This window comes from Nocardioides sp. Soil796 (genome assembly GCF_001429525.1).
Classification (GTDB): domain Bacteria; phylum Actinomycetota; class Actinomycetes; order Propionibacteriales; family Nocardioidaceae; genus Nocardioides.
The window spans coordinates 782,064-804,925 of the sequence record NZ_LMSQ01000018.1; the positions used below are offsets into that span (position 1 = coordinate 782,064).

Consider the following 22,862-nt stretch of genomic DNA (forward strand, 5'->3'; position numbering starts at 1 on the left):
GCCGGGGTGAGGTGACGATCACTCATGTCGCAGATTAGAATGGTCTGACCCTTTATGCAAGGCTTTCGTCAGTTTCGAGCATCGCCGTACGGAACTCCTCGATCTCCTCCGCGTTGATTCCGTGCGCGAGCAGCCACGCGACTGCTCCGCCCTCGGCATCGAGCCAGGCCAGGAAGCCGCGCATGTTCTCGGCTCTCGGCCGCTGGCCCTCCAGCCCGTCCTGGCCGAGCATCTCGGCGTAGAAGTCGATCCCGCCCAGGCGCTGCATGACCGGCTCCAGGCCGGCCTCGGTCAGCACGTAGTCGGCCACGACCTGTTCCGCGTCGACGCCGAGCACGGACAGGACGAGCGCCGCGACAGCGCCCGTGCGGTCCTTGCCGGCGGCGCAGTGGAAGAGCACCGGATGCGCACCGACGTCCATCACGCGGCGTACGGCCAGCACCACGGTCTCGGGCCGGTGCGTGAGGTAGGCGTGGTACTTCGCGTGCCAGGACGACGCGCCCCCTGCGGAGAGCGGAATGCGGTGATGTTCCACGCCGTGGTCGGCCCACGACACCAGCTCGAGGTCGGCCTCCGCACGACGGCGCAGGTCAACGACCGACCGCAGCCCGAGCGCACGCACTCCTTCACCGCCGGCGACGTCGGCGAAGCCCGGGTAGTCGCTGCGGAAGATACGGCCCCGCCGCACCTTCCGGCCGTCGGCGGCGACCAGCCCGCCCAGGTCCCGCACGTTGTGCGAACCCTCCACCGATCGGATGCGGTCCACGGGCAGTGACTCGGAAGCACTCATGCCCGCATGCTCGACGGCCCGGGACAGCCGCCACAACCGTCGGCTTCCGGGCCGGTGTCGGTCGCCACAGCGGCACGGCTCATCAGGCCTCGAGGCGACCCCGACACAGAAGATTCCGGGAGAGTCCCAGTCAGCGGCGGGATTGCGTCATGATCGGTTCCACCTATTACGCTCACTGGAGCCGTCTAGACCTATCGGCTCACTCGACTATGGGACTGCCTACATGCCTGACGTGTTCACCACCGCCGCGCTCGCGGTCCTCTTCGTCTCCTTCGGAGTGGGCATCGTCGTCGGCCTGACCGGCATGGGCGGCGGCGCCCTGATGACACCCGCCCTGATCTTCCTGGGCATCAACCCGACTGCTGCGGTCGCCAACGACCTGGTCAGCGCGTCGGTGACCAAGTCCGTCGGTGCCGGAGTGCACTGGCGCCACGGGAGCCCGAACCTCAAGCTCGCGGCCTACCTCATCATCGGGTCGGTGCCGTTCGCCTTCGCCGGGGCGTTCATCATCGACCACTTCGGCGCGGCCCACGAGCAGGAGGAGTTCGTCAAGACCGCGATCGGCTGCGCACTGCTCTTCACCGCGGCGACGTACACCTTCCGGATGTACATCCAGCTGCGCCAGGTCACCAGTGGCAACGAGGCTCCGTCCGAGCAGATCGAGATCAAGCCGGTCCCGACACTGCTGGTCGGCATGTTCGGCGGCCTGCTGGTCGGCATCACCTCGGTCGGCTCCGGTTCCCTGATCATGGTGGCGCTGCTGCTGCTCTACCCGACGCTGAGCGCGGTGAAGCTGGTCGGCACCGACCTGGTGCAGGCGGTCCCGCTGGTGCTGGCCGCGGCGATCGGCCACGTGCTGGTCTCCGGGGTCGACTGGGAGATCCTGATCCCGCTGCTGATCGGCGGCATCCCCGGCACCTTCCTCGGCGCCCGCATCGCCCACTGGGTCAGCCAGTCGGTGATCCGGCGCGGCATCGTGATCGTGCTGAGCCTGACCGGGCTCAAGCTGCTCGGCGTCTCTCCGGAGCTGGTCGGCATCATCGGTGCCGCCCTCCTTCTGCTCGGTCCGCTGGCCTGGGGCTTCGTGCGCCAGACCCGCGGACTGCCGGCGTTCGACAACAACTCCGGCGCCTGGCGTGTGCCGGACACCACAGCCCAAACCACCACCAAGCCCACAAACCGCGACTGAAAGAGACTCGCGCGCAGCAGACCGATACGATGACGGCTGCTGTTCCAAGAGGAGAGGTCCCAAACAAATGGCAGAGCCGGTCAAGGCCGCGACTCACGCCGACTACCAGCTGAGTCAGCTCGACCAGCTGGAGGCGGAGTCCATCCACATCTTCCGGGAGGTGGCGTCGGAGTTCGAGAAGCCGGTGCTGATGTTCTCCGGGGGCAAGGACTCGATCGTCATGCTCCGCCTGGCGGAGAAGGCGTTCTACCCCGCGAAGATCCCGTTCCCGATGCTTCAGGTCGACACGGGGTTCGACTTCCCCGAGGTGCTGGCCACCCGTGACAACTGGGTGAACCGCCTGGGTGTGCGCATGGTGGTCGCCAGCGTCGACGACGCGATCAAGAACGGCGTCATCGTCGACGACGGCAAGACCAGCCGCAACCGCATGCAGATCGGCACCCTGCTCAACGCCATCGAGGAGGAGGGCTTCACTGCCGCCTTCGGTGGTGGCCGCCGTGACGAGGAGAAGGCCCGCGCCAAGGAGCGCGTCTACTCCCACCGTGACGAGTTCGGCCAGTGGGACCCCAAGATGCAGCGCCCCGAGCTGTGGAGCCTCTACAACGGCCGCATCCACGAGGGCGAGCACATGCGGATCTTCCCGCTGTCCAACTGGACCGAGCTCGACATCTGGCACTACATCGACCGCGAGCAGATCGAGATCCCGTCGATCTACTTCTCGCACCAGCGCCAGGTCATCGAGCGCGACGGCATGCTGCTCTCCGCGAGCGACGCCGTACAGCCGAAGGGCAACGAGACGATCGTCGAGAAGACGGTCCGCTTCCGCACCGTCGGCGACATGACGCTGACCGGTTGCGTGGAGTCCCCCGCGGCGACGACCGCCGAGATCATCGACGAGATCGCCATCGCCCGGGTCACCGAGCGTGGCGCCACCCGTGGTGACGACCGCTTCTCCGAGGCAGCCATGGAAGACCGCAAGAAGGAAGGTTACTTCTGATGGCCGAGCAGACCACCAGTCACGCGATCAACCCCGACATGGACCTGCTGAGGTTCGCCACCGCCGGTTCGGTCGACGACGGCAAGTCGACCCTGATCGGTCGCCTGCTGCTGGACTCGAAGTCGATCTTCGAGGACCAGCTCGAGGCGGTGGAGTCCACCAGCCAGTCCAAGGGCTACGACTACACCGACCTGGCGCTGCTGACCGACGGACTGCGTTCCGAGCGCGAGCAGGGCATCACCATCGATGTCGCCTACCGCTACTTCGCGACGCCGAACCGCAAGTTCATCATCGCCGACACCCCCGGCCACGTGCAGTACACCCGCAACATGGTCACCGGTGCCTCCACCGCCGACCTGGGCCTGGTGCTGGTCGATGCCCGTCAGGGCCTCACCGAGCAGTCGCGCCGCCACGCGGTGATCCTCTCCCTGCTGCGGGTGCCGCACCTCGTGCTCGCGGTGAACAAGATGGACCTGGTCGACTTCGACGAGGAGATCTACGAGAAGATCCACAAGGAGTTCACCTCCTTCGCGACCAAGCTGAACATCCCCGACCTGGAGATCATCCCGATCTCGGCGTTGCAGGGCGACAACGTGGTGACCCGCTCCGAGAAGATGCCGTGGTACTCCGGTCCCACGCTCATGCACCACCTCGAGCACGTCCACGTCGCCTCCGACCGCGACCTGGTCGACGTCCGCTTCCCCGTGCAGTACGTCGTACGCCCCAAGTCCGACGACTTCCACGACTACCGCGGGTACGCCGGCATGGTCGCCGGCGGCGTGCTGAAGAAGGGCGACGAGGTCGTCGTGCTCCCCTCGGGGATGACCTCGAAGATCGCGGCCATCGACCTCTTCGACACCGAGATCGACCAGGCCTTCCCGCCGATGTCGGTCACCGTGCGCCTCGAGGACGACGTCGACGTCTCACGCGGCGACATGATCGCCCGGGTCAACAACGCACCCAAGCCCTCCCAGGACATCGACGCGATGGTCTGCTGGATGACCAACGAGCCCCTGCGCCCCCGCCAGAAGCTCGCCATCAAGCACACCACCCGCACCGGCCGCGCCATGGTCAAGGACGTCCAGTACCGCCTCGACGTCAACACCCTGCACCGCGACCAGGACACCAAGGAGCTCGGACTCAACGAGATCGGCCGCGTCCAGCTGCGCACCACCGTGCCACTGCTGTGCGACCCCTACTCCAAGAACCGCGCCACCGGCTCGTTCATCCTCATCGACGAGGCCACCGGCGTCACCGTCGGCGCCGGCATGATCAACAACGCCAGCTGAAATCGCTGGTTGCGGTTCGCCGCGACCCGCGCTGGTTGAGGAGGTCGCTCTGCGACCGTCTCGAAACCAAGGCACCAGAGACCCGCTCGCCCCGTGAGGGACGAGCGGGTCTCTGCTTTCCACCGACCCGTCGCCAGTTCCGATCGACCCGTCGCCAGTTCGGGCTGCGCCGAGTGGACCGTGCAACATGCAGTTCGGCCTTCTCGTCGTACGACGCACGCTCACCGGCGTACGGCGCGTCGCGAACTGCATGTTCAACGGTCCGCTTCGACGGCCTGGTTGCCTCAGCGCGTGAGCCTCGGCAGCAACGCCCGGGCCGACCGCGCCCGGAACGCTCCCGACCAGACCCCGGCGCCGTAGGCCAGGTCGTCGAGGCGCCGCGCCACCAGAAAGTTCACGGGGTCCAGGTCGGGTCGGGTACGCCGCCACTCGTGGGCCGCATCCGCGACAGCGGCCACCGCGACGACACGACGGACCCGCGACGACACCAGTGCCGCGGGAAGCACGACGGGCCACCAGTGACGCAGGGCCAGCGCGCCGACCTGCTGGAGCGAGGACGACGCCCCGTCGTACGACAGTCGGGCGGCGAGCTGCGTGGTGGCCGGCCAAGCGATGCCCTGCCCGGTCGTGGGGCGGCACCGCTGCACGAGGCGGCCGGCGGCGAGCGCCCAGACGGCTCCGGCGACGGGCAGGCTCCAGCGGCGTTGGGCGACCACGGCCGCGGCGAACGCCACCGTCCATGGGGTGAAGACCGCGGGCGCTACGGCGGGTCCGTGGCGCTCGGCCAAGGGCGCCGCGCTCGTGCCGTAGACCGCCTTGCGGACCAGCCAGGAACGGGGAGAGACCCGGTGCTCGTGCTGCACCGAGACCCCCGGCTCGTAGCGGACCCGGTGGCCCGACGAGGCGAGCCGCCAGACCAGGTCGACGTCCTCCCCGACCCGCATCTCCTCGGAGAATCCGTCACAGGCCGCCAGCGCAGTCCGTCGTACGACGACACACGCGCTGGGCAGCCATGCCACTCGGCTCATCGGTCGCACCAGCGCGGGGTCCGGGCCACGGTCGAGGGACGACATCGCCGCCTCGTAGCGATCCAGCACGTCGACCGTGCCGCGCGATCGAGCCGTCTCGGACTGCAGTCCCAGGATCCGCGGCGCGACCAACGCCAACCCGGGATCGGCGAAGTGGCGCAGCAGCACGTCGAACGTCCCGGGATCGGGCACCACATCGGAGTCGACGAACGCGACGTACGGCGTACGGCTCGCCGCGAACCCACGGTTCCGCGCGGCAGCCGGGCCCACGTTCACCGACAACGCCACGACCTCGGCGCCGTGCTTCTTCGCCGTGGCTGCCACCAGGTCGGGCCGCTTCGAGGCGTCGTCCACCACCAGGACGTGTACGTCGCGGGGCAGGGCGCCGAGCAGGCGGTCGAGCTGTCGGGGGCGATCGCGCACCGGCACCACGACCGACAGCTCGTCCAGGGAAGGAGTGGGCAGCGTCGCCGCGACCGGGTCCATCATGCCCGCGTCGAGGAGCCGCTCAGCCAGTACGGCGGTCACGGACGACACTGCGAGCTCATCCCCGTCGAGCAAGGTCACCGCCTTCGCGGACAACCGCATCAGTCGACCGGGGCTGCCACCGACCAGGACGCGTCCGCCGTCGTACTGCCGGACGTGGGGGTTCATCCGCAATCGTGCGCCCTCGGGGAGAAGCGGCGGGCGCGGCACTCGCTGCGGCGCGGCCAAGGTCGGCGGCACCGGGCTCACCCCGAGAATCCGCCGTCGGCGGCGACCACCGAGCCGTTGAGCACACCGCCGGCCGGTGAACAGCAGAACGCGATCGTCGCGGCCATCTCCGCCGGCTCGATGGTCCGCTTGATCAGCTGGGACTCGGCGAGCTCTGCCGGGTCGGTGAGCCCGTAGATGCCTGCGGTGGCGGCCAGCATCGCGGTGTCGGTGGAGCCGGGCGAGACCGCGACCGCGGTGACGCCGGTGCCGACCAGGTCGGCAGCCAACCCGCGGATGATCCCGAGTGCCGCGTGCTTCGACGCGTTGTAGGCGGCCAGGTGGAACAGCCCACGGCTCCCGGCGGCGGAGACGACGGCGACGAACCGGCAGTCCGACGGGTCGGGCTGGGCCAGCAGCACCGGCACGCAGGCGGCGGCGGTGTGCCACACGCCGAGTGCGTTGACGCTCCACTGGGTCTGAAGGTCTTCGACCGGCGTCTCCCACAGCGGCGCGCCGCCGGCGATGACACCGGCGGCCGCGACCACTGCGTCGAGGCGGCCGAAGCGATCCACCCCGGCCGCGACCGCCTGCCGCACGGAGGCCTCGTCGGCGACGTCGGCCTCGATCGCCTCGACACGCGCGGGGTCGAGTCGGGCGACGGCGGCGAGGTCCTCACGCGTCGCCAAGGGGTAGGACAGCCCGCTGTCGGCGCCGCGGCAGGAGTCGATCGCGATCACCCGGTGGCCGGTGTCGAGCAGCTCCGCCACAGTGGCCGCGCCGATCCCCCGGGCGGCGCCGGTGACCAGGACGACTCGTTCGGTGCCGGTCACGGCCGGCTCCCCGCGACCAGGCAGCCGCGTTCGTCAACCGCACCCGAGGCCAGGCGTCGGAGTGCCTTCTCGACGATCTGCTCGAGCAGCCGCTCCCCCTCCGCCGCAGTGGCAGTGGTCGGGTCACCCAGGACGCCGTTCGCACTCACCCCGATCACGCCCTGAGCCATCAGCGTGGGGAGTACGTCGGCCAACGCGCGTGTGTCACCGACCTCGGCGGCACCCATGTCGACGGCGGCGGGATCAAGGTGCAGCATGATCGAAGTCTCGACGTGGCCGGCGTGCAGATCAACCTCCTCGGTGGCACACGGCAGCCACCGCACGTTGTGCCCCTCCGTGCGCATCCGGGCGACGGCGGCAGTCAATGCGGTGAGGTTTCCCCCATGGGCGTTGACGAACGTGACCTCTCCAGCCCAGTCGCGCATCGACCGGACCAGCTCGACCAACATGAGCTCCAGGGCCTCGTTGCCGATCGACATGAGGCCGGGAAAGCCCTTGTGCTCGCCCGATGCGCCGAAAGCGATCGGTGGCGCGACGTACGCCGTACCACCGATGCGTGCGGCCAGCCGGTCGGTGACGGCGACTGCGATCGCCGTGTCCGTGCCCATGCCCAGGTGCGGCCCGTGCTGCTCGGTCGACCCGATCGGCACCAGCACATGGCAGTCGGCGGCCAGGGTCGGCCAGTGCGCCCGGGCCAGCGGAGTCATGAGCGGGACCTACTCCCCGAGCCGACGTTCGAAGCCCTCGGGGATGACGAGGTCGGCGGGGCTGAGCTGGTCGATCGAGGAGTGCCCCATGCCGAGCAGGGCGCTGTCGATGCCGCTGCGCAGGAGGTCGAGGACGTTCTCCACGCCGGCCTGGCCGTTGGCGCCCAGGCCCCACAGGTAGGCGCGACCGATCATCACCGCACGGGCGCCCAGGGCCAGCGCCTTCACGACGTCGCTGCCGCGCCGGATGCCGCCGTCCAGCACCACCTCGATGTCGTCGCCGACCGCTTCGGCGATGCCGGGAAGGACCCGGATCGGGGCGGGGGTGCCGTCGAGGTTGTTGCCGCCGTGGTTGGAGACCGAGATCGCGGTGACGCCGAGGTCGCGCGCCCGCTTGGCGTCGTCGAGGCGGCACACGCCCTTGAGCATGAACGGGCCACCCCACTCCTTCGCCATCCACTCGACGTCCTCCCAGGTGGGCGGCGGCGTGGTCATCCACTCGTAGTAGGCGGCGAAGAACGTCGGGCCCTTGCTCTCCCCGGGCGCGGCCAGGTTCGGCGCGGTCAGGTCCGGGATGTTGCGTTCCTTGGCGAACTGCCACGCCCACCGGGGACGGCGCGCCACCTCGGGAGCCAGCCGCAATGCCGACTTGAAGTCGATCTTCTCGGGGATCTCAGGGCTGCCCCAGTCACGTCCCATCGAGAAAGACCAGTCCAGGGTGGCGATCAGGCCCTTGGCGCCAGCTGCGCGGGCACGCTCCATGCGCTGGACCATCACCTCGCGGTCACCGGTCCAGTACATCTGGAAGAACGTGTTGGGGTTGGCCTCCACGACGTCCTCGACCGATCGGCTGGCGAAGTTGCTCAGCCCGATCACCGTGCCGCGCGCTGCCGCGGCCCTGGCCACCGCGACCTCACCGTCGGGGTGCACGGCTTGTACGCCGGTGGGCGACATGATCACCGGCAGGGAAATGTCGATGCCCATGACACTGGTGGCCATCGCACGTTCGGGGCGCTGGCCGGCGACGTGCGGTGCGAGTCCGAGCTCGCGGAACGCGGCCTCGTTGTCGGCAATGCTCTGGCCTCGTTCGGACCCGGCGACGAGTGCGCCGTAGACCGACTTCGGGAGCCGCTTCTTCGCGCGCTGCTGGGCGATCGCGACGGACTCGAACCAGGGATTCTGGGCCCAGGGGTTCTTGGACATGGGAGGAAACCTCTCGAAGGAGCTGGTGGATCTGGATCAGGCAATGGGCTCTGCCCGGCCAGCCGGCCAGACCGAGCGCACCGGACAGATCAAGGAGTGAAGCCGGCCAGCGGGTTCTCCGCGCACGCAGAGACCGGCGCCGACGTGGGCGGCGTGAAGTCGGTGGGTCGCTTCCCGAGCGTGAGCATCACCGGCTGGTTGCGTCCCGGAGTGGCCCGCGAGTGGTCCTGACTGGCGGCGGGAATGCTGCGATCAGCAGCCAGCGCGGACTCGCCGTACCCCTGCACGCACTCGGGGTCCGGACCGTCCATCGGCAGACCGGTGAAGAACTTCGCAGCCATGCAACCACCACGGCAGGAGTCGAAGAACTCGCACTTCGTGCAGGCCCCGGAGGTCTGCGGCGCGCGCAGGTCCTGGAACAGCTCGGAGGTCTGCCAGACTTCTGCGAAACCACCGTCGGCGAGCAGGTTGCCGGCCAGGAAGTTGTCGTGGATCGCGAACGGGCAGGCGTAGACGTCTCCGATCGGGTCGATCAGGCAGACCACGCGTCCGGCGCCGCAGAGGTTGAGGCCGGGCAGTGCCTCGCCGAATGCGGCGAGGTGGAAGAAGGAGTCTCCGGTGAGCACGTCCTCACCGTTGGCCATCAACCAGTCGTAGAGCTCGCGCTGCTGCTCGGGAAGCGGGTGCAGCTCGTCCCACACGTCGGCCCCGCGGCCGGAGGGACGCAGGCGGGTGAGGCGCAGCGTGGCGCCGTAGTGGTCGGCGATCGCCTTGAACTCGTCGAGCTGGCTGATGTTCTCCCGGGTGCAGACCACGGAGATCTTGGCGTCCTTGAAGCCGGCTTCCTGGAGGTTCTTCAGGGCCAGGATCGCGGTGTCGTAGGAGCCGGGGCCACGGACGTAGTCGTTGACCTCGGCGGTCGCGCCGTCGAGCGAGATCTGCACGTCGACGTAGTCGGTGGAGGCCAGGAAGCGGGCCCGTTCGGGGTTGAGCCGCACGCCGTTGGTGGAGAACTTCACGCCCACCTGATGGTCGACGGCGTACTGCAGGAGGTGCCAGAAGTCGGGACGGATCGTGGGCTCGCCGCCGCCGATGTTCACGTAGAACACCTGCATGCGCTGCAGCTCGTCGATCACCGCCTCGCACTGCTCGGTGGTCAGCTCGCGCGGGTCGCGGGTGCCACTGCTGGAGAGGCAGTGCGCGCACGCGAGGTTGCAGGCGTAGGTGAGCTCCCAGGTCAGGCAGATCGGCGCGTCGAGGCCGAGCTCGAACTGGTCGACCAGGGTGCCGCCCTGCGGTCGGGGTGCCTGCGGGCGTGGTGCGGTGATGGTCATCGCTGACCCTCCTTGCGGGGGTGGATCATGTCGGATTCGGCGAGCGTGGACAGTGCGCCGACGTACGCCGTGAACTGCTCTTCGGGCACGCCCGACTCACGCAGGGCTGTGCGTACGTCGGGTGCCGCGGCGAGTGCGCGTACGACGGTGACCAGCTCGGGTCGGCGCAGGAAGGACAGGCGTCGGTTGCCGAAGTGGTAGGCCAGGGCGCCGAACGGTTCGGGACGCAGCGCGACCCGGGGGTTGAGCCGCCACCCGTCCTCGAGACGGACCCCGACCCCGGCTTCGGGCAGGGCGTCGGGCGCGGTCTCGAGGACGGGCGCTGGTGCGGTGACTGACATCGGCTCAGTACACGCCGCACATGCCGTCGATCGAGACTTCCTCGACCAGCATCTCGGCAGTGAGCTCGTCAGTGTCGGCGGTGGTGTTCTCCGGGTTCTGCATGGTTCCTCCTCGGCTCGTATGACGTGGCCCACACATTAATGGCACTCAGGTGCGAAATGGAAGGGCGTCTCGGAAATCCTGTCCGAGCGGGTAGGTTCGCCCCGTGCAGAAGACAGGGCCGGGTCGTCCTCCCGCGACAAGTCACGCCCGGATCGAGGAGGTGGCCTTCCGGCTCTTCGACGAGCAGGGCTTCGAGAACACCACCGTCGACGAGATCGCGGCGGCCGCGGCCGTCAGCCGGCGCACGCTCTTCCGCTACTACCCCTCGAAGAACGACATCCCATGGGGTCGGTTCGACGAGAGCCTCGAGAGCCTCGCCGAGCACCTGCGCGAGATGCCGGCCGACCTCCCCGTCGCCGAAGCGGTCCAGGAGTCGGTCAAGGCGTTCAACTTCGTCGACCCCGATGCGGTGGTCCAACACCGACGCCGCATGCGGCTGCTGATGGAGACGCCGGCACTGCAGGCACACGCGGCACTGCGCCATGCCGCCTGGCGCGGCGTGATCGCGTCGTACGTCGCCGAGCGGCGCGGCCTGTCGCCCGACGACCTGCATCCACGCACGGTCGGCCGGGTCGCGCTGGCCCTCGCACTGTCGGCATACCAGCAGTGGCTCGAGGACGAGCGGGCCTCATTGCCCGACCTGCTCGACGAGACCTTCGAGGCCCTCCGAGTCCACGTCTCCGACGTCAGCGGATGAACCAGCGCCCGAGCAGCGTGCCGTCCTCCTCGAGGAGCAGCGCCAGCTCAAGGGGTACGTCGAGGGTGAGGCCTGCGGTGATGCGGGTGTGCGTGCCACCGACGAGGCGCGGGATCTGGGTGGCGCACAGCTCGTCGGCGACACCGGAGGCGAGCAGTCCGTCGAAGAGGTGGGGTCCGCCTTCGCAGAGCATGTCCCGGAACCCGCGCCCAGCAAGGGAATCCTTGAGTGCGGCGAGATCAACTCGTTCCTCACCCAGCACGAGCACGTTGTCCTCACCCAGCAGCGACCGGGCATCCGCGAGGCCGGGGGCCGTCGAGACGGTGGCCATCAGGACGCGACCGGGCTCGGCCTCGCGCAACAGGTCAGGCACCTGACCGCTGAGGCTGACCACGACGACCGGCTTGTCGGAAGGGCGGTAGTTCTCGGCGCGGGCGGTGCCGGCGCCGACGATGACCGCGTCGCACAGCTTGCGCAGCAGGTGGAAGACCCGGCCGTCCGCATCGTTGTTGATGGAGCCGCTGCGTCCGTCGCTTCCGGTCGCCGCGCCGTCGACGGTGCTGACGAAGTTCACGCGTAGCCACGGCGCGGACGGCGCGGCGTACAACGCGAGCAGGTCGTCGTCGGTGACAGACCCGCTCGTTGGTCGAGTAGGGCGTTCTGCGCCCGTATCGAGACCTTGGCCAGCAGACATCAGGACGCGCATTGCCACCTCGCCACCCAGTACTGGACGCCGAGCGGATCGCCGGAGTAGGTCATCTCACATGTGTGCTCGGCGCCGCCGGCCAACGCACCGAGCGCGCGGAAGGCCGGGACCCCGGCGGCCAACAGCTCCGCGCCCAGGTCGACCGACAGCGTGGCAAGTGTGTCCGCATCGCAGGCACGAAGCGCCGACTCGATCGTGGAGTCGAAAGTGAAGGCACGGTCGTCGAGGTGCCCGGGCGCCTTCTCCCCGCGGCGGGCAGAGCCGTCGCCGACGATCAGAACCCCTGTGCTGACTGGCGATTCCGACTCCGAGGTGGACACGACGATCTCGCGGTCGAAGCCCGCAGCCGACAGCAGCGACCGCGCCACTCGCTCGCCCAACGGCGTGGTGACCCCGCGCGCGACGTTCGCCGGATCAGCGGGCGAACACAGCACCTGGATGCGGTCGGGTGACGAGGCGACCAGCCAGCGCACGGAGTCCAGCGCCAGGGCGCGTACGCCGGCCAGCGGGTCGGCCGTGCCACCGGCGGCGATCATCAACGGTGTCGACGGGACGACCACCGCGTTCCAGCCGGATGAAGGAGCAGGGGTCATGCCAGGCCTCGCGTCACTCGGGCGGGCTGCCGGGAGCCCATGATCGTCGCGACCATGTCGACCACCTGGCGGGTCTCGACCACCTCGTGCACCCGATAGATGCGGGCGCCGGCCTGGGCGCAGAACGCCGTGGCGGCAAGGGTTCCGATGAGGCGCTCCCCCACGGGCAGGTCGAGGGACTCGCCGACGAAGTCCTTGTTGGACAGGGAGACCAGCACCGGCCACCCGGTGTCGACCATCTCGCCGAGGCGCCTGGTGACCTCCAACGAGTGCGCGGTGTTCTTGCCGAAGTCGTGGGCCGGGTCGATCACGATCGAGTCGCGTGAGACGCCCGCGGCCAGTGCGCGCTCCGCGTACGCCGTGGTGTCGGCGATCGCGGCGGCGACGACGTCGGCGTACTCAATGCGGTGCGGGCGGGTGCGCGGCGTGACGCCGCCGGTGTGCGTGCAGATGATGGCCGCGTCGAACTCCGCGGCAACGTCGACGAGCTCGGGGTCGGCGCCGCCCCACGCGTCGTTGAGGAGGTCGGCGCCCTCGCTGCACACCGCGCGGCCGACCTCAGCGCGCCAGGTGTCGACGGAGATCACCAGTGAGGGGTACGCCGAGCGCACGCGGCCCACGAACGACCCGACCCGGCTGATCTCCTCGGCGGCGTCGATCTCGACACCCGGCGCTGCCTTGATGCCGCCGATGTCGACGATCTCCGCACCCTCGTCGACGACCTGCGCGACCCGGTCGAAGGCACTGTCCTCCGCCCAGGTGGCGCCCTTGTCGTAGAACGAGTCGGGCGTCCGGTTGACGATGGCCATCATCAGGGAGGCGTCATCAGCGAACGCCTGCCGGCCGAGCTTGAGGGTCATCAGGCGCCTTCCGACAGGTCAGACAGGTCTGACGGGTTCGACAGCGAGGCAGCCGGCGGGCGTTCGGCGACCTCGACGGTGCGGGTGCTCGGCTGCACGCCCTCGCCGTCGGTGACCGGCACGAACTGCCGCAGGTCGACCGAGGAAATCGAGGAGCCGGAGACCCGCGCCTGGACGGCCGCGAGGATCTGCGTGGCCATCGCGCCCAGGTCGAGCAACGCCTGGTGGCTGTGCGCCCGGCGTCCGAGGTCGACCTGTGCGATCGCGTCCAGCCCCGGCCCACGCAGGGTGTCGATGAGCGCGGCCAGTTCGACGGCGTACCCGGTCGGCACCGACAGTTGCGCGAACCACGACCGGCGGACCGCCCACTCGCCGGCCAATGGCTGCACGAGACCGGCCAGCTGCGGGAAGAGCAGCGCGATCAGCGGACGGGCGACCAGCTCGGTGACGCGTCCCCCGTCGTACGAGGGCACGGCGGAGCCGTCGAGGAAGGGACGCTCGTAGAAGCCCTTCACCAGCGCCACGTCGGGCTCGGTGAGCAAGGGACCGAGCAGGCCGGGCACGAAGTGGGTGTCCCAGTCGAGCAGGTCGGCGTCCATGAAGACGATCACCTCGCCGGTCGTGACGAACTGCGACTTCCACATCGCCTCGCCCTTGCCGGGGCTCCAACCGAGATCGGGACGGATGTCGACGGCCCGGTGCACGACGGCCCCGGCGCCCTGCGCGATGGCGATCGTGTCGTCGGTCGAGTCCGAGTCGATGACCACGATCTCGTCGAGCAGCTCGACGGTCTCCATCAGCGCCTCACGCACCCGAGAGACCTGCCCGCCGACCGTGGCGGCCTCGTTGCGGGCCGGCATCACCAGACTGACCTTGGTCTCGCCCTTCGCCTTCATGAGATCGGCCAACGACCAGTCGCACCAGCGATAGGTCCGCCGCGCCGCCCAGTCGTCGATCACGCTGTCACCCTAGTTCGGCGCGTGAAGGGACCGCGCACAACCCCGCTGGTTGGGAAGGTCGCGCAGCGAGCGGCTCGGACCGGAGATGTGGCGTGGACTCACCCGCGCTCGAGCTGCAGTCGTCCCACCTGAGCGTCGGAAACCCGCACTGCCTTGAATGAACGTTTGTGCAAGACAGACTTTGAACAAACGTTCATTCAACGTGGGTCAGTCGTCGTCGAGCAGGCCCTTCTTCGCCGCTTTGGCGACCACACGTCGTACGTTCGTCAGCGAGCCGCAGCCTTCGTCGATCAGCTGGTTGCGTCGCGCGGCCCACTTCTCGCCGAGCTCGCGACGGACCCGGTCCGAGACCTCCTCGCGGGCAGGCGCGATGATGCTCAGCTCCTCCTCCGCGATGTGGTGGGCGACCATGTTGCTGAGCTCCTCGACGGCGTCCACGAAGGCCTTCGTGTCGGTGCCCTTCAGCTCGAGGACGGCGAGCAACGCCTCGTTGCCCTCGGCGTGCTCCTCCGAGCCGTGCTCGATGTCGTGGGCGTCGACGTCCTCGGCCTTGCGACGGAGGACCGGATAGACGATCTCCTCCTCCGCCTCACCATGGGCGATCAGGACGTCGGCGAAGGCATGGCGGACGGCATCACGATCGGCCGTGCCCTGGCGCAGCTGGGCCAGCAGCCGCTCGAAACGACGGTGGTCGTCGACGATCAGGTCGAGGACGTCGCCCGAAGTGGGGCGACCCAGGTCGATTCCAGTAGTCATGGGTCGACCGTACCTGCCCGGAGAGGCCCGATGGTCGAGCAGCGACGAAAGAGCCTCCGTCCCCGGTGGTCGAGCAGCGACGAAGGAACGTCCGTCGAGGCCACTCAGAACCAACGCTCGAGCTCCACGGCCACGCCGTCCTCCACCACTGTCCCGGTCGAGGCGTCGGCGGCATCATGCACTTCCTGCACGGCCTGCCCCATGGCCACTCCGCGGCCGGCCCACTGCAGCATCTCGATGTCGTTGTGCCCGTCGCCGATCGCCAGCACGTCGTCCCGCCGTACGCCGAGCTGCCCGGCGACGTACGCGAGCGCCGCGGCCTTGTTCACTCCCACCGGCGAGATGTCGAGCCAGCTGGACAGCTGCGCCACGTAGTCGGTGCTGGACAGCCCGAGCTCGTCCGCCAACGACGCGAGCGCGTCGGAGGAGCCTTCGGGGTGCCGGATCATCACCCGGCAGGCGGGGCGTACGCCGAGCTCGGCCGGGCTGGTCACCACGGACCCGCCGGACAGCTCCCCGCGTGGGAACAGGCGATTCACCCGATAGTCGAGCCCCGGCTCCTCGACCGCGACCATCGCATCGGGGAACCTCTCGAGCACCGCAGCCACGGCAGGTCGCGCGTCGAAGGTCGTGGCCCGCACGACCTCGAGCGGCGCGAAGCGCGCCACCACGGCACCGTTCGACCCGACCAACCAGCCGGGTGACGGCAGGCCGGCCAACCTGGCGACGTCCACGAGCCCGAGCGGCGATCGCCCGCTGGCGAGTACGACGGGAATGCCGGCACGCACCACGCGGGCCACGGCGTCGACCACGGCCGGCGCAATGGCCTCCTCGGACTTGTCGGTGCCGCGGACCCACTCCAGCAGGCAACCGTCGACGTCCAGCGCCACGAGTCCGGGTCGCCAGGTCATGCGAGCACAGTAGCGACCACCCTTCCGTGCGCCGCTATCACCCGAAATGGCGATTACCCCTCACTCCTGCCGGGTCCAGAGTGAAGCCATGAGGGCGGACAAAACGGTCAGCGCGCTCGCCGGCTTGTGCGCGGTTCTGCTCCTCTCGGCGGGCAGCTGCGTGGACGACGTGGCCAAGGGCGCCTCGAAGGGCGGCGGCGGGCTGGTCCGCTCCGAGGGAGATGACGCCATCGTGCTCGGGACCAGGCGCGCGGACGACATCCTCCTGCAGGTGCCGACAGCGATCCAGCCGACGTTGGGCGCCCGCCTCCGGTCCAGCGTCGACCAGCTGAGCAGCAACACCGAGGTGCAGGACGCCTTGGAGGGCCTCGCATGGGAGACGACGTGCGCTCTGGTGTTCGACAGGGTGCCCACGAGCCTCGACGAAGTCGCCAGCTTCCTGGTGGAACGGGCCGTCAGCTTCGGCATCTCGTTCTTCGACGAGGGCGAGCAGCAGATGGCCGAGATCGTCCTCGACGCGTTCAGCGAACAGGGAAACGAGGCCCAGGACGCATGCAACGACATGTACTCCCAGTAGCCGGCGATCCACTCGAGATCCGCGTGCACGGCATCGGCGACCACGACGACTGGTCCCAGTTGGGCAGCCCCACCTTGCTCGAGCGGCCACCGGAAGGACCCGAGGCGGCGCTCCCGCCAACTGTGCCTCAGCACGACCTCCTGCTGGTCAACTGGTCCCGCGCATCGCGTGGCGTTGCCGGCTTCCTCTGGTACGTCGCACTCCCATTCACCTTGGTCAATGCGGCGGGCTACATGACACCGCCCGACGGCCTTGGCCCGACGGCCGAACGACGCACCAGGTTCGCGGTCGTGCTCACCGGCCTGCTGCTCAGCCTGCTGACGTTCGTGTGGGCACTGGCCCTCGCGGAGACGATCGCGAGGCGGACGTTGGTCACCTGGACGTCCTCACCGGACGCCGGGCGCTGGCTCGCGGGGGCGATCGGGTTGGCGCTCATCGCGGGCATGCTGGGCCGGCAACGACGTACGGCTTCACACACCAAGCCCTTGGTGCTGTGGCTCAACGTGCTGCTGGTCGGCAGTGCCGCGGCCGTCACCGCGTTCACCCGGCCGGCCCACTGGCAGGTGACGTGGTCGAAGATGCCCGACTTCCTCACCACGTGGGGCCCGAGCGCGACCTTCGTGCAGGCGCCTGGGGACCAACCACCCGGTGAGTTCAAGGCCCTGGTCGCCAACGGCCAGCTCGTGCCGTACGTCGACCCGGTGGTCAGCGTGAGCCTCTTCTGCATCGTGGTCGTCGTGCTGACGGGTGCGGTCTTCGCGATCCGCGGGCTCATCGCGGCCGGAACCGGACGGCCGGCCACGCCGGAGTACGTCGTCGACGTGGCGCTGGTGGGCTCGGTGCTCCTGATGGTGTCTGTGGCGTCGGCGCTGCGGCTCTTCGCGGACAACCTCGTGCTCTACCTGTCGAACCATCACGTGCCGTTGTTCGCGGAACCGGGCGAGACCGCAGGATTCGGGAGCCGTGCGCTGCTGCCGCCCCGGAACAGGTTGTACGTCGGGCGGGACGACGCCCTGGTCGACATGCTTCCCCTGGTCGGACTGCTGGCCCTGCTTGCCTTCGCCCTGGCCTTCGTGGTGGCCAACTGGACTCCCCGAGGCGCAGGACGTCCGCGGTTCGGCAAGCGAGGTTCGACGCTCGCCAAGCGCCTTGCCGCCGCACGGTGGCACCGCCGTCTGGTCCTGAGTCTCGAATCGACGCTCGGTCCGACGATCCTGCTGTCGACGTTCCTCTGGGGAGTCTCCATGGCAATGGTCGTGAACTGGATACTGGACGGTTCGAATGCCACATGGGACCGCGCCATCTTCACGGTGCAAGCACTCTCGGTGCTGGCGATCTTCATGGTGGTGGCGGGGCGCAGCCTCCAGAAGGTCCGCAAGGTCGTCGGCATGGTCGCCGACGTGCTGGGCTTCTGGCCGGTCGCCAGCCACCCGTTTGCGGGCGCTTCCTACCGGAACCAGGTCGTCGACGGCATCATCGACGAAGTTCGTACAGCGGGCCGTCGCCCCACGGTGCTGATCGGACACAGTCAGGGATCCGTTCTCTGCGCATGGGCCGTGCACCGGATCCGCACGGAGGAGGAATTCCACGACACCGGCCCCGCCCTGACCCTGGTCACCTGCGGCTGCCCGCTCGAGTCGCTCTATCGCGAAGTCTTCCCTGCCTACTTCCCCGGCTCGTTCTACACCTCGATCTGGGCGACGACGCCGTGGCTCAACTTCTGGCGGGCCACGGATCCGATCGCGACTCCCCTGCCACTGCCCCAGCCTCAACCAGTGGACGCGACCACGGACAACCTCGAGATCGCCGACCCCGACGCGGCCCGCCGGCTGCAGGTCCACTCCGACTACTGGATCGCACCGGAACAGGTCGAACGGGTCGCGCTCTGCCTCCCTCAAGCCGGTCGACACCGGGACGTCGGTCGCAGGCCGGACGTCGTTCCAGCGGCCGGCAAGGCCAAGGGTTGAGGGCAAGGATCACCCGTCGGGTGCGGCGACACCACCCCGTCTCATGCCGCCTCGAGCATGCCGGCGCCGACCCACAGCGTGACGATCGACCAACCGTCGTCGTCAGGCGCAGCCACGGCGATGTGGCCCTCCCAACCGGCCGTCGGGCTCACCCGCCGCCAGCCGATGAGCAGGGCGGCCTGGCGACCGTGCGGGCCGGCGTACCAGCAGTGCCGCAGGTCTGGTCGTTTCGAGACGGTTCCCGAGGAGGCGAGGGACGAGCCGTCTCGAAGGACGGGCGCCGGAGCGCCCTCCTCGACCACCGAGTTGCGGCGGGTGGCGGCCACGCGCTCGGCCATCGTGCCGTGATCACCGAACCTGCGCGCGCCTCCTGCCATGCGGCAGATGCTAGGTCGACGTGGGGACAGCGGCCCCCGGAACCGACCTAGGAGGCCTCGCGCTCGGAGACCAGGTTGAGCGCGATGTCCATGATCATGTCCTCCTGGCCACCGACCAGACCACGGCGACCGCACTCGACGAGGATCGTGCGCACGTCGAGGCCGTAGCGCTCGGCGGCGGTCTCGGCGTGGCGCAGGAAGCTGGAGTAGACCCCGGCATACCCGAGCGTCAGCGTGGCGCGGTCGACCCGCACCGGGCGGTCCTGGAGCGGCCGCACGATGTCGTCCGCGGCGTCCTGGAGGGCGAACACGTCGCACCGGTGGTCCCAGCCGTAGATGTCGGCGACCGCGATGAACGCCTCGATCGGGCAGTTGCCCGCGCCGGCGCCGTGACCGGCCAGGGAGGCGTCGACCCGGTAGATGCCGTTCTCGACAGCGACGACTGAGTTGGCCACCGACAGCGAGAGGTTCTCGTGCGCGTGGATGCCGATCTCGGTCTCCGGCTCGAGGATGTCGCGGTAGGCCTTGGCCCGCGCCTCGACGTCGGGCATGGTGAGCCGGCCGCCGGAGTCGGTGATGTAGACGCAGTGCGCGCCGTACGACTCCATCAGCTTCGCCTGGCGGGCCAGCTCCTCCGGAGGCGCCATGTGGCTCATCATCAGGAAGCCCGAGACGTCCATGCCGATCTCGCGCGCGGTCGAGATGTGCTGCGCCGAGACGTCGGCCTCGGTGCAGTGGGTGGCGACGCGCACGGAGCGGACCCCGAGGCTGTAGGCGTGCTTGAGTTCCTCGATGGTGCCGACGCCCGGGAGCAGCAGGGTGGTCAACCGGGCCTTGTCGATCGCGTCGGCCGCGGCCTCGATCCACTCCCAGTCGGTGTTCGAGCCCGGCCCGTAGTTCACCGATCCGCCGGCCAGCCCGTCGCCGTGGGCCACCTCGATGGCGTCCACACCGGCGGCGTCGAGCGCCGACACGATGCGGCGTACGTCGTCGGGCTTGATGCGGTGGCGCACGGCGTGCATGCCGTCGCGCAGCGTGACGTCCTGGATGAAGAGCTCGGTGCTCATCGGCTGGTCTCCTTCTGGGCCGCGATCCGCTCGGCGACCTGGAGGCCGGCGGAGGTCATGATGTCGAGGTTGCCGGCGTACGCCGGGAGGTAGTGGGCCGCGCCCTCGACCTCGAGGAGCACGGTCACCTGGTGCGTGGGCCGGGTCGTGGAGCCCTCCGCGAGGAGCGTCTCGACCGGGGAGTCGGCGGCGATCTCGGTGATCTGCACCTGCTGCTTGAGCCGGTAGCCGGGGACGTACGCCGACACGTCGCCGACCATCTTCTCGACCGACGCGCGGATCTCGTCGTGCACGGACTCGTCGGCGGCGTCGACCAGGCAGAACACGGTGTCGCGCATGATCAACGGCGGCTCGGCCGGGTTGAGGATGATGATCGCCTTGCCCCGCTTCGCCCCGCCGACCGAGACGATCGCGTTCGACGTGGTCTCGGTGAACTCGTCGATGTTCGCGCGCGTGCCGGGGCCGGCCGACTTCGACGAGATCGAGGCGACGATCTCGGCGTACTGCACCGGCACCACCCGCGACACGGCGGCGACGATCGGGATCGTCGCCTGGCCACCGCAGGTCACCATGTTCACGTTCTGCGCGTCGATGTGCTCGTCGATGTTGACCGCGGGCACGACGAACGGGCCGATCGCCGCGGGCGTGAGGTCGATCAGCCGCTTGCCGTACGGCGCCAGGCGGGCGTTGTTGGCGATGTGCGCCTTGGCGGAGGTCGCGTCGAAGACGATCTCGATGTCGTCGAACCCGTCCATCGCGATCAGGCCCTCGACACCCTCGGCGGTGGTGGGCACCTTGAAGCGTGCGGCGCGGGCCAGCCCGTCGGACTCGGGGTCGATGCCGACCATGGCGCCCATCTCGAGGTGCTGCGAGTGGCGCATCACCTTGATCATCAGGTCGGTGCCGATGTTTCCGGAGCCGATGATGGCGACCTTCGTGCTCATGCGTTGTCCTCCTGCGTCGTGGTGCCGAACCGGGTGGAGACCGTGCCCAGTCCGGTGATGGTGGCGGTGACGTGGTCACCGGGTGCGAGCGGGCGCATCGGGCCGAGTGCGCCTGAGAGGATCACCTGGCCGGCGCGCAGCGGCTCACCGAACGTGCGGGCCTGGTGGGCCAGCCACGCCACGGCCTTGAGCGGGTCGCCCAGGCAGGCGGCCCCGTTGCCGGTCGAGACCTCCTCGCCGTTGATCGACATCGTCATGGTGACGTCGACCGGCTCGACCTCGTCGAGCGTGAGGTGCTCGGTGCCGAGCACGTAGAGGCCGGACGAGGCGTTGTCGGCCACGGTGTCGGCGAAGGAGATGTCCCAGTCGCGGATCCGGCTGTCGACGATCTCGAGCGCGGCGACGGCGTAGTCGATCGCGCCGCGGATCTGCGCGTCGTCGAGCGGCCCCTCGGCCAGGTCGGCCTTCAGCACGAACGCGACCTCGGCCTCAGCCTTGGGCTGGATGAGTCGATCCGACGGGATGACCTCGCCGTCACCGAAGCCCATGTCGTCGAAGAGCACGCCGAAGTCGGGCTGGTCGACACCGAGCTGGGTCTGCACCGCCTCGGAGGTGGCGCCGATCTTGCGACCGACGACGCGCACGCCGCGCTCCACCTTGGCGGCGTTGAGCCGCTCCTGGATCTGGTAGGCGGCGGCCACGTCGTCGCGTCCGATGAGGTCGCGGACCGGCGTACAGGCCTCTCCGCCGAAGTGGGCGGCGACCAGGCGGTCGGCAGCCTCGGCGATCGCCTCCGGTGAGACGTCGGTCGTCGGCGCCGCGGCGGCGGCAGGGTGCGGGCTGGTGCTCATCAGCGACCTTAGGTGCGTGGGGGCGGGAACGTGTGACCCACACTCTCGCGTCGATTCACCACCGCGCGAGGGAAGCGTCCCGCTCAGCGATACGCTCTTCCGCGGAGGTTCCGATGGCCGAGGACGTTGACCTGGACACCGTCCTGGGCAAGGCGGTGACGATCCTGCGCGCCTTCCGCGCCGAGGACAAGGCGTTGCCGCTCGCCGAGCTCGTGCGGCGCACCGGCCTGCACAAGGCGACCGTGCACCGCCAGGTCGGTGAGCTGGTCGCGACCCGCCTGCTCGACCGGGTCGAGGGCGGCTACCGGCTCAGCGGCGGACTGTTCGAGCTGGGCATGCGGGCCTCGGTGGAGCGCAGCCTGCTCGAGGTGGCGATGCCGTTCCTCCAGGACCTCTACGAACGCACCCACGAGACCGTGCACCTGGGCATCCGTGAGGGCCACGAGGTCGTGTACGTCGCCAAGATCGGCGGCCACCGCCAGGCCGCGGCGCCCTCGCGCACGGGCGGCCGGATGCCGGTGCACTGCACCGCCATCGGCAAGGCGCTGCTCGCGTGGGCCGATCCCGAGCTGCGCCGCGAGGTGCTGGCCGGCCCGCTGGAACGACGTACGCCGCGCACCGTGGTCGCACCCGGCCTGCTCAGGCGACAGCTCGACGCCATCGTCGAGCGCGGGGTGTCCTACGAGCACGAGGAGTCGGCGGTCGGCATCGTGTGCGTCGCCGCGCCGGTGCTCGACGCCGACGAACGCCCGCTCGCCGCGGTCAGCGTCACCGGCCCGGTGACCCGCTTCCACCCGGAGTCACACGCCAACGCCGTACGCGCCGCGGCGGCCGGCATCGCCGCCACCATCGCCCGGCGCCGGGTGATGACCGACCGCTGATCGTCGCTTCGGGGTCGGCGCTCCGTTGCTTCGGGGGCGGCGCTGCCATCGGCGTTCACTTGAACCTGCAGTTCAGGCCGCTGGTCCGCTGATTGAGCGCGGGCACAGGACGTCGTACGGCGAACTGCATGCTCAGGTGAACGGATCCTCGAGACGCAGGACCAAATGCGGAGCGCCCGCCGCCGAGGGTTCCTCGGGCGACGGGCGCT

General features: G+C 69.5%; 25 protein-coding genes. 7 read left to right on the top strand and 18 right to left on the bottom strand.

Going from position 1 to position 22,862, the window contains the following annotated elements; all coding sequences use genetic code 11:
* Window positions 1-52 precede the first annotated feature (52 nt).
* The gene (locus tag ASH02_RS15110; protein ID WP_057295007.1) at window positions 53-790 is read right to left on the bottom strand and encodes a tyrosine-protein phosphatase; all 738 of its coding nucleotides are present in this window, start codon (window positions 788-790) and stop codon (window positions 53-55) included.
* A gap of 223 nt (window positions 791-1,013) precedes the next feature.
* Between ASH02_RS15110 and ASH02_RS15115 the strand changes: the two genes are divergently transcribed.
* The 3 genes from ASH02_RS15115 (at window position 1,014) to cysN (ending at window position 4,265) form a co-directional block, all read left to right on the top strand.
* Window positions 1,014-1,979, top strand: a complete 966-nt coding sequence (locus ASH02_RS15115) for a sulfite exporter TauE/SafE family protein (protein ID WP_056688404.1) — start codon at window positions 1,014-1,016, stop codon at window positions 1,977-1,979.
* Window positions 1,980-2,046: 67 nt separating this feature from the next.
* Window positions 2,047-2,976, top strand: a complete 930-nt coding sequence (gene cysD / locus ASH02_RS15120) for a sulfate adenylyltransferase subunit CysD (RefSeq protein WP_056688407.1) — start codon at window positions 2,047-2,049, stop codon at window positions 2,974-2,976.
* Window positions 2,976-4,265 (top strand): sulfate adenylyltransferase subunit CysN, encoded by a 1,290-nt coding sequence (gene cysN / locus ASH02_RS15125; RefSeq protein WP_082564150.1) that lies wholly within the window; start codon window positions 2,976-2,978, stop codon window positions 4,263-4,265. Before cysD ends, cysN begins: the two co-directional genes overlap by 1 nt.
* Window positions 4,266-4,549: 284 nt before the next feature.
* Here cysN and mftF read toward each other — a convergent pair whose 3' ends face one another.
* The 7 genes from mftF to mftA all read right to left on the bottom strand — a co-directional run bounded on the left by mftF (window position 4,550) and on the right by mftA (window position 10,507).
* On the bottom strand, window positions 4,550-5,947 hold the full coding sequence (gene mftF / locus ASH02_RS15130) for a mycofactocin biosynthesis glycosyltransferase MftF (protein ID WP_056688410.1): 1,398 nt from the start codon (window positions 5,945-5,947) through the stop codon (window positions 4,550-4,552).
* Between the two features lie 77 nt (window positions 5,948-6,024).
* The gene (locus ASH02_RS15135) at window positions 6,025-6,819 is read right to left on the bottom strand and encodes a mycofactocin-coupled SDR family oxidoreductase (protein ID WP_056688413.1); all 795 of its coding nucleotides are present in this window, start codon (window positions 6,817-6,819) and stop codon (window positions 6,025-6,027) included.
* Entirely contained in the window at window positions 6,816-7,526 is a 711-nt protein-coding gene (gene mftE / locus ASH02_RS15140; RefSeq protein ID WP_056688416.1) for a mycofactocin biosynthesis peptidyl-dipeptidase MftE, read from the bottom strand. The genes ASH02_RS15135 and mftE overlap by 4 nt, the downstream gene beginning before the upstream one ends.
* A 9-nt stretch (window positions 7,527-7,535) precedes the next feature.
* Window positions 7,536-8,729 carry a pre-mycofactocin synthase MftD gene (mftD, locus tag ASH02_RS15145; protein WP_056688419.1) on the bottom strand — a complete coding sequence of 398 codons (1,194 nt, stop codon included), beginning with the start codon at window positions 8,727-8,729 and terminating at the stop codon, window positions 7,536-7,538.
* An 89-nt stretch (window positions 8,730-8,818) separates the two neighbouring features.
* Complete coding sequence (gene mftC, locus ASH02_RS15150) at window positions 8,819-10,063, bottom strand: mycofactocin radical SAM maturase (RefSeq protein ID WP_056688421.1); 1,245 nt, start codon at window positions 10,061-10,063, stop codon at window positions 8,819-8,821.
* Window positions 10,060-10,404, bottom strand: coding sequence for a mycofactocin biosynthesis chaperone MftB (gene mftB, locus ASH02_RS15155; RefSeq protein ID WP_082564151.1), 345 nt, complete (start codon window positions 10,402-10,404; stop codon window positions 10,060-10,062). Before mftB ends, mftC begins: the two co-directional genes overlap by 4 nt.
* Window positions 10,405-10,408: 4 nt before the next feature.
* A complete protein-coding gene (mftA, locus tag ASH02_RS25675) occupies window positions 10,409-10,507 on the bottom strand; it encodes a mycofactocin precursor MftA (RefSeq protein WP_156388536.1) in 99 nt (32 codons plus the stop codon).
* A 103-nt stretch (window positions 10,508-10,610) separates the two neighbouring features.
* Between mftA and mftR the strand changes: the two genes are divergently transcribed.
* Window positions 10,611-11,204 carry a mycofactocin system transcriptional regulator gene (gene mftR / locus ASH02_RS15160; RefSeq protein WP_056688424.1) on the top strand — a complete coding sequence of 198 codons (594 nt, stop codon included), beginning with the start codon at window positions 10,611-10,613 and terminating at the stop codon, window positions 11,202-11,204.
* Here the strand turns inward: mftR and ASH02_RS15165 are convergent.
* From ASH02_RS15165 to ASH02_RS15190, 6 genes are all read right to left on the bottom strand, one after another.
* A complete protein-coding gene (locus tag ASH02_RS15165) occupies window positions 11,194-11,778 on the bottom strand; it encodes a dihydrofolate reductase family protein (protein ID WP_235529962.1) in 585 nt (194 codons plus the stop codon). The genes mftR and ASH02_RS15165 overlap by 11 nt on opposite strands.
* Window positions 11,779-11,897: 119 nt before the next feature.
* Entirely contained in the window at window positions 11,898-12,503 is a 606-nt protein-coding gene (locus ASH02_RS15170; RefSeq protein ID WP_156388537.1) for a hypothetical protein, read from the bottom strand.
* Window positions 12,500-13,363, bottom strand: coding sequence for a dihydropteroate synthase (gene folP, locus ASH02_RS15175; protein ID WP_056688433.1), 864 nt, complete (start codon window positions 13,361-13,363; stop codon window positions 12,500-12,502). The genes ASH02_RS15170 and folP overlap by 4 nt, the downstream gene beginning before the upstream one ends.
* Complete coding sequence (locus ASH02_RS15180; protein ID WP_056688437.1) at window positions 13,363-14,322, bottom strand: glucosyl-3-phosphoglycerate synthase; 960 nt, start codon at window positions 14,320-14,322, stop codon at window positions 13,363-13,365. Before ASH02_RS15180 ends, folP begins: the two co-directional genes overlap by 1 nt.
* A 207-nt stretch (window positions 14,323-14,529) precedes the next feature.
* The gene (locus ASH02_RS15185; RefSeq protein ID WP_056688440.1) at window positions 14,530-15,078 is read right to left on the bottom strand and encodes a hemerythrin domain-containing protein; all 549 of its coding nucleotides are present in this window, start codon (window positions 15,076-15,078) and stop codon (window positions 14,530-14,532) included.
* A 104-nt stretch (window positions 15,079-15,182) separates the two neighbouring features.
* A complete protein-coding gene (locus ASH02_RS15190) occupies window positions 15,183-15,989 on the bottom strand; it encodes an HAD family hydrolase (protein ID WP_056890216.1) in 807 nt (268 codons plus the stop codon).
* 88 nt (window positions 15,990-16,077) lie between these two features.
* Here ASH02_RS15190 and ASH02_RS15195 point away from each other — a divergent pair, with 88 nt between their 5' ends.
* Both ASH02_RS15195 and ASH02_RS15200 read left to right on the top strand, forming a co-directional pair.
* The gene (locus ASH02_RS15195) at window positions 16,078-16,566 is read left to right on the top strand and encodes a hypothetical protein (protein WP_056688447.1); all 489 of its coding nucleotides are present in this window, start codon (window positions 16,078-16,080) and stop codon (window positions 16,564-16,566) included.
* Window positions 16,542-18,533, top strand: coding sequence for a hypothetical protein (locus tag ASH02_RS15200; RefSeq protein WP_156388538.1), 1,992 nt, complete (start codon window positions 16,542-16,544; stop codon window positions 18,531-18,533). The genes ASH02_RS15195 and ASH02_RS15200 overlap by 25 nt, the downstream gene beginning before the upstream one ends.
* Before the next feature lie 41 nt (window positions 18,534-18,574).
* Here ASH02_RS15200 and ASH02_RS15205 read toward each other — a convergent pair whose 3' ends face one another.
* From ASH02_RS15205 to ASH02_RS15220, 4 genes are read right to left on the bottom strand one after another with little or no spacing between them, the layout of a single operon-like run.
* The gene (locus ASH02_RS15205; RefSeq protein WP_156409779.1) at window positions 18,575-18,910 is read right to left on the bottom strand and encodes a hypothetical protein; all 336 of its coding nucleotides are present in this window, start codon (window positions 18,908-18,910) and stop codon (window positions 18,575-18,577) included.
* Window positions 18,911-18,957: 47 nt separating this feature from the next.
* On the bottom strand, window positions 18,958-19,977 hold the full coding sequence (gene dmpG, locus ASH02_RS15210; protein WP_057295009.1) for a 4-hydroxy-2-oxovalerate aldolase: 1,020 nt from the start codon (window positions 19,975-19,977) through the stop codon (window positions 18,958-18,960).
* On the bottom strand, window positions 19,974-20,921 hold the full coding sequence (locus ASH02_RS15215; protein ID WP_056688460.1) for an acetaldehyde dehydrogenase (acetylating): 948 nt from the start codon (window positions 20,919-20,921) through the stop codon (window positions 19,974-19,976). Before ASH02_RS15215 ends, dmpG begins: the two co-directional genes overlap by 4 nt.
* The gene (locus ASH02_RS15220) at window positions 20,918-21,772 is read right to left on the bottom strand and encodes a 2-keto-4-pentenoate hydratase (RefSeq protein ID WP_056688463.1); all 855 of its coding nucleotides are present in this window, start codon (window positions 21,770-21,772) and stop codon (window positions 20,918-20,920) included. Before ASH02_RS15220 ends, ASH02_RS15215 begins: the two co-directional genes overlap by 4 nt.
* Before the next feature lie 113 nt (window positions 21,773-21,885).
* Between ASH02_RS15220 and ASH02_RS15225 the strand changes: the two genes are divergently transcribed.
* Window positions 21,886-22,653 (top strand): IclR family transcriptional regulator, encoded by a 768-nt coding sequence (locus ASH02_RS15225; protein WP_056688466.1) that lies wholly within the window; start codon window positions 21,886-21,888, stop codon window positions 22,651-22,653.
* Window positions 22,654-22,862: the final 209 nt, after the last annotated feature.

Excerpts from the sequence above, each read along its gene's own strand:
- ASH02_RS15110 (WP_057295007.1), bottom strand. The coding sequence starts at position 790 with ATGAGTGCTTCCGAGTCACTGCCCGTGGACCGCATCCGATCGGTGGAG.
- ASH02_RS15115 (WP_056688404.1), top strand. The coding sequence starts at position 1,014 with ATGCCTGACGTGTTCACCACCGCCGCGCTCGCGGTCCTCTTCGTCTCC.
- cysD (WP_056688407.1), top strand. The coding sequence starts at position 2,047 with ATGGCAGAGCCGGTCAAGGCCGCGACTCACGCCGACTACCAGCTGAGT.
- cysN (WP_082564150.1), top strand. The coding sequence starts at position 2,976 with ATGGCCGAGCAGACCACCAGTCACGCGATCAACCCCGACATGGACCTG.
- mftF (WP_056688410.1), bottom strand. The coding sequence starts at position 5,947 with ATGAACCCCCACGTCCGGCAGTACGACGGCGGACGCGTCCTGGTCGGT.
- mftE (WP_056688416.1), bottom strand. The coding sequence starts at position 7,526 with ATGACTCCGCTGGCCCGGGCGCACTGGCCGACCCTGGCCGCCGACTGC.
- mftD (WP_056688419.1), bottom strand. The coding sequence starts at position 8,729 with ATGTCCAAGAACCCCTGGGCCCAGAATCCCTGGTTCGAGTCCGTCGCG.
- mftC (WP_056688421.1), bottom strand. The coding sequence starts at position 10,063 with ATGACCATCACCGCACCACGCCCGCAGGCACCCCGACCGCAGGGCGGC.
- mftB (WP_082564151.1), bottom strand. The coding sequence starts at position 10,404 with ATGTCAGTCACCGCACCAGCGCCCGTCCTCGAGACCGCGCCCGACGCC.
- mftA (WP_156388536.1), bottom strand. The coding sequence starts at position 10,507 with ATGCAGAACCCGGAGAACACCACCGCCGACACTGACGAGCTCACTGCC.
- ASH02_RS15170 (WP_156388537.1), bottom strand. The coding sequence starts at position 12,503 with ATGACCCCTGCTCCTTCATCCGGCTGGAACGCGGTGGTCGTCCCGTCG.
- folP (WP_056688433.1), bottom strand. The coding sequence starts at position 13,363 with ATGACCCTCAAGCTCGGCCGGCAGGCGTTCGCTGATGACGCCTCCCTG.
- ASH02_RS15185 (WP_056688440.1), bottom strand. The coding sequence starts at position 15,078 with ATGACTACTGGAATCGACCTGGGTCGCCCCACTTCGGGCGACGTCCTC.
- ASH02_RS15190 (WP_056890216.1), bottom strand. The coding sequence starts at position 15,989 with ATGACCTGGCGACCCGGACTCGTGGCGCTGGACGTCGACGGTTGCCTG.
- ASH02_RS15195 (WP_056688447.1), top strand. The coding sequence starts at position 16,078 with ATGAGGGCGGACAAAACGGTCAGCGCGCTCGCCGGCTTGTGCGCGGTT.
- ASH02_RS15200 (WP_156388538.1), top strand. The coding sequence starts at position 16,542 with ATGCAACGACATGTACTCCCAGTAGCCGGCGATCCACTCGAGATCCGC.
- ASH02_RS15205 (WP_156409779.1), bottom strand. The coding sequence starts at position 18,910 with ATGGCAGGAGGCGCGCGCAGGTTCGGTGATCACGGCACGATGGCCGAG.
- dmpG (WP_057295009.1), bottom strand. The coding sequence starts at position 19,977 with ATGAGCACCGAGCTCTTCATCCAGGACGTCACGCTGCGCGACGGCATG.
- ASH02_RS15215 (WP_056688460.1), bottom strand. The coding sequence starts at position 20,921 with ATGAGCACGAAGGTCGCCATCATCGGCTCCGGAAACATCGGCACCGAC.
- ASH02_RS15220 (WP_056688463.1), bottom strand. The coding sequence starts at position 21,772 with ATGAGCACCAGCCCGCACCCTGCCGCCGCCGCGGCGCCGACGACCGAC.
- ASH02_RS15225 (WP_056688466.1), top strand. The coding sequence starts at position 21,886 with ATGGCCGAGGACGTTGACCTGGACACCGTCCTGGGCAAGGCGGTGACG.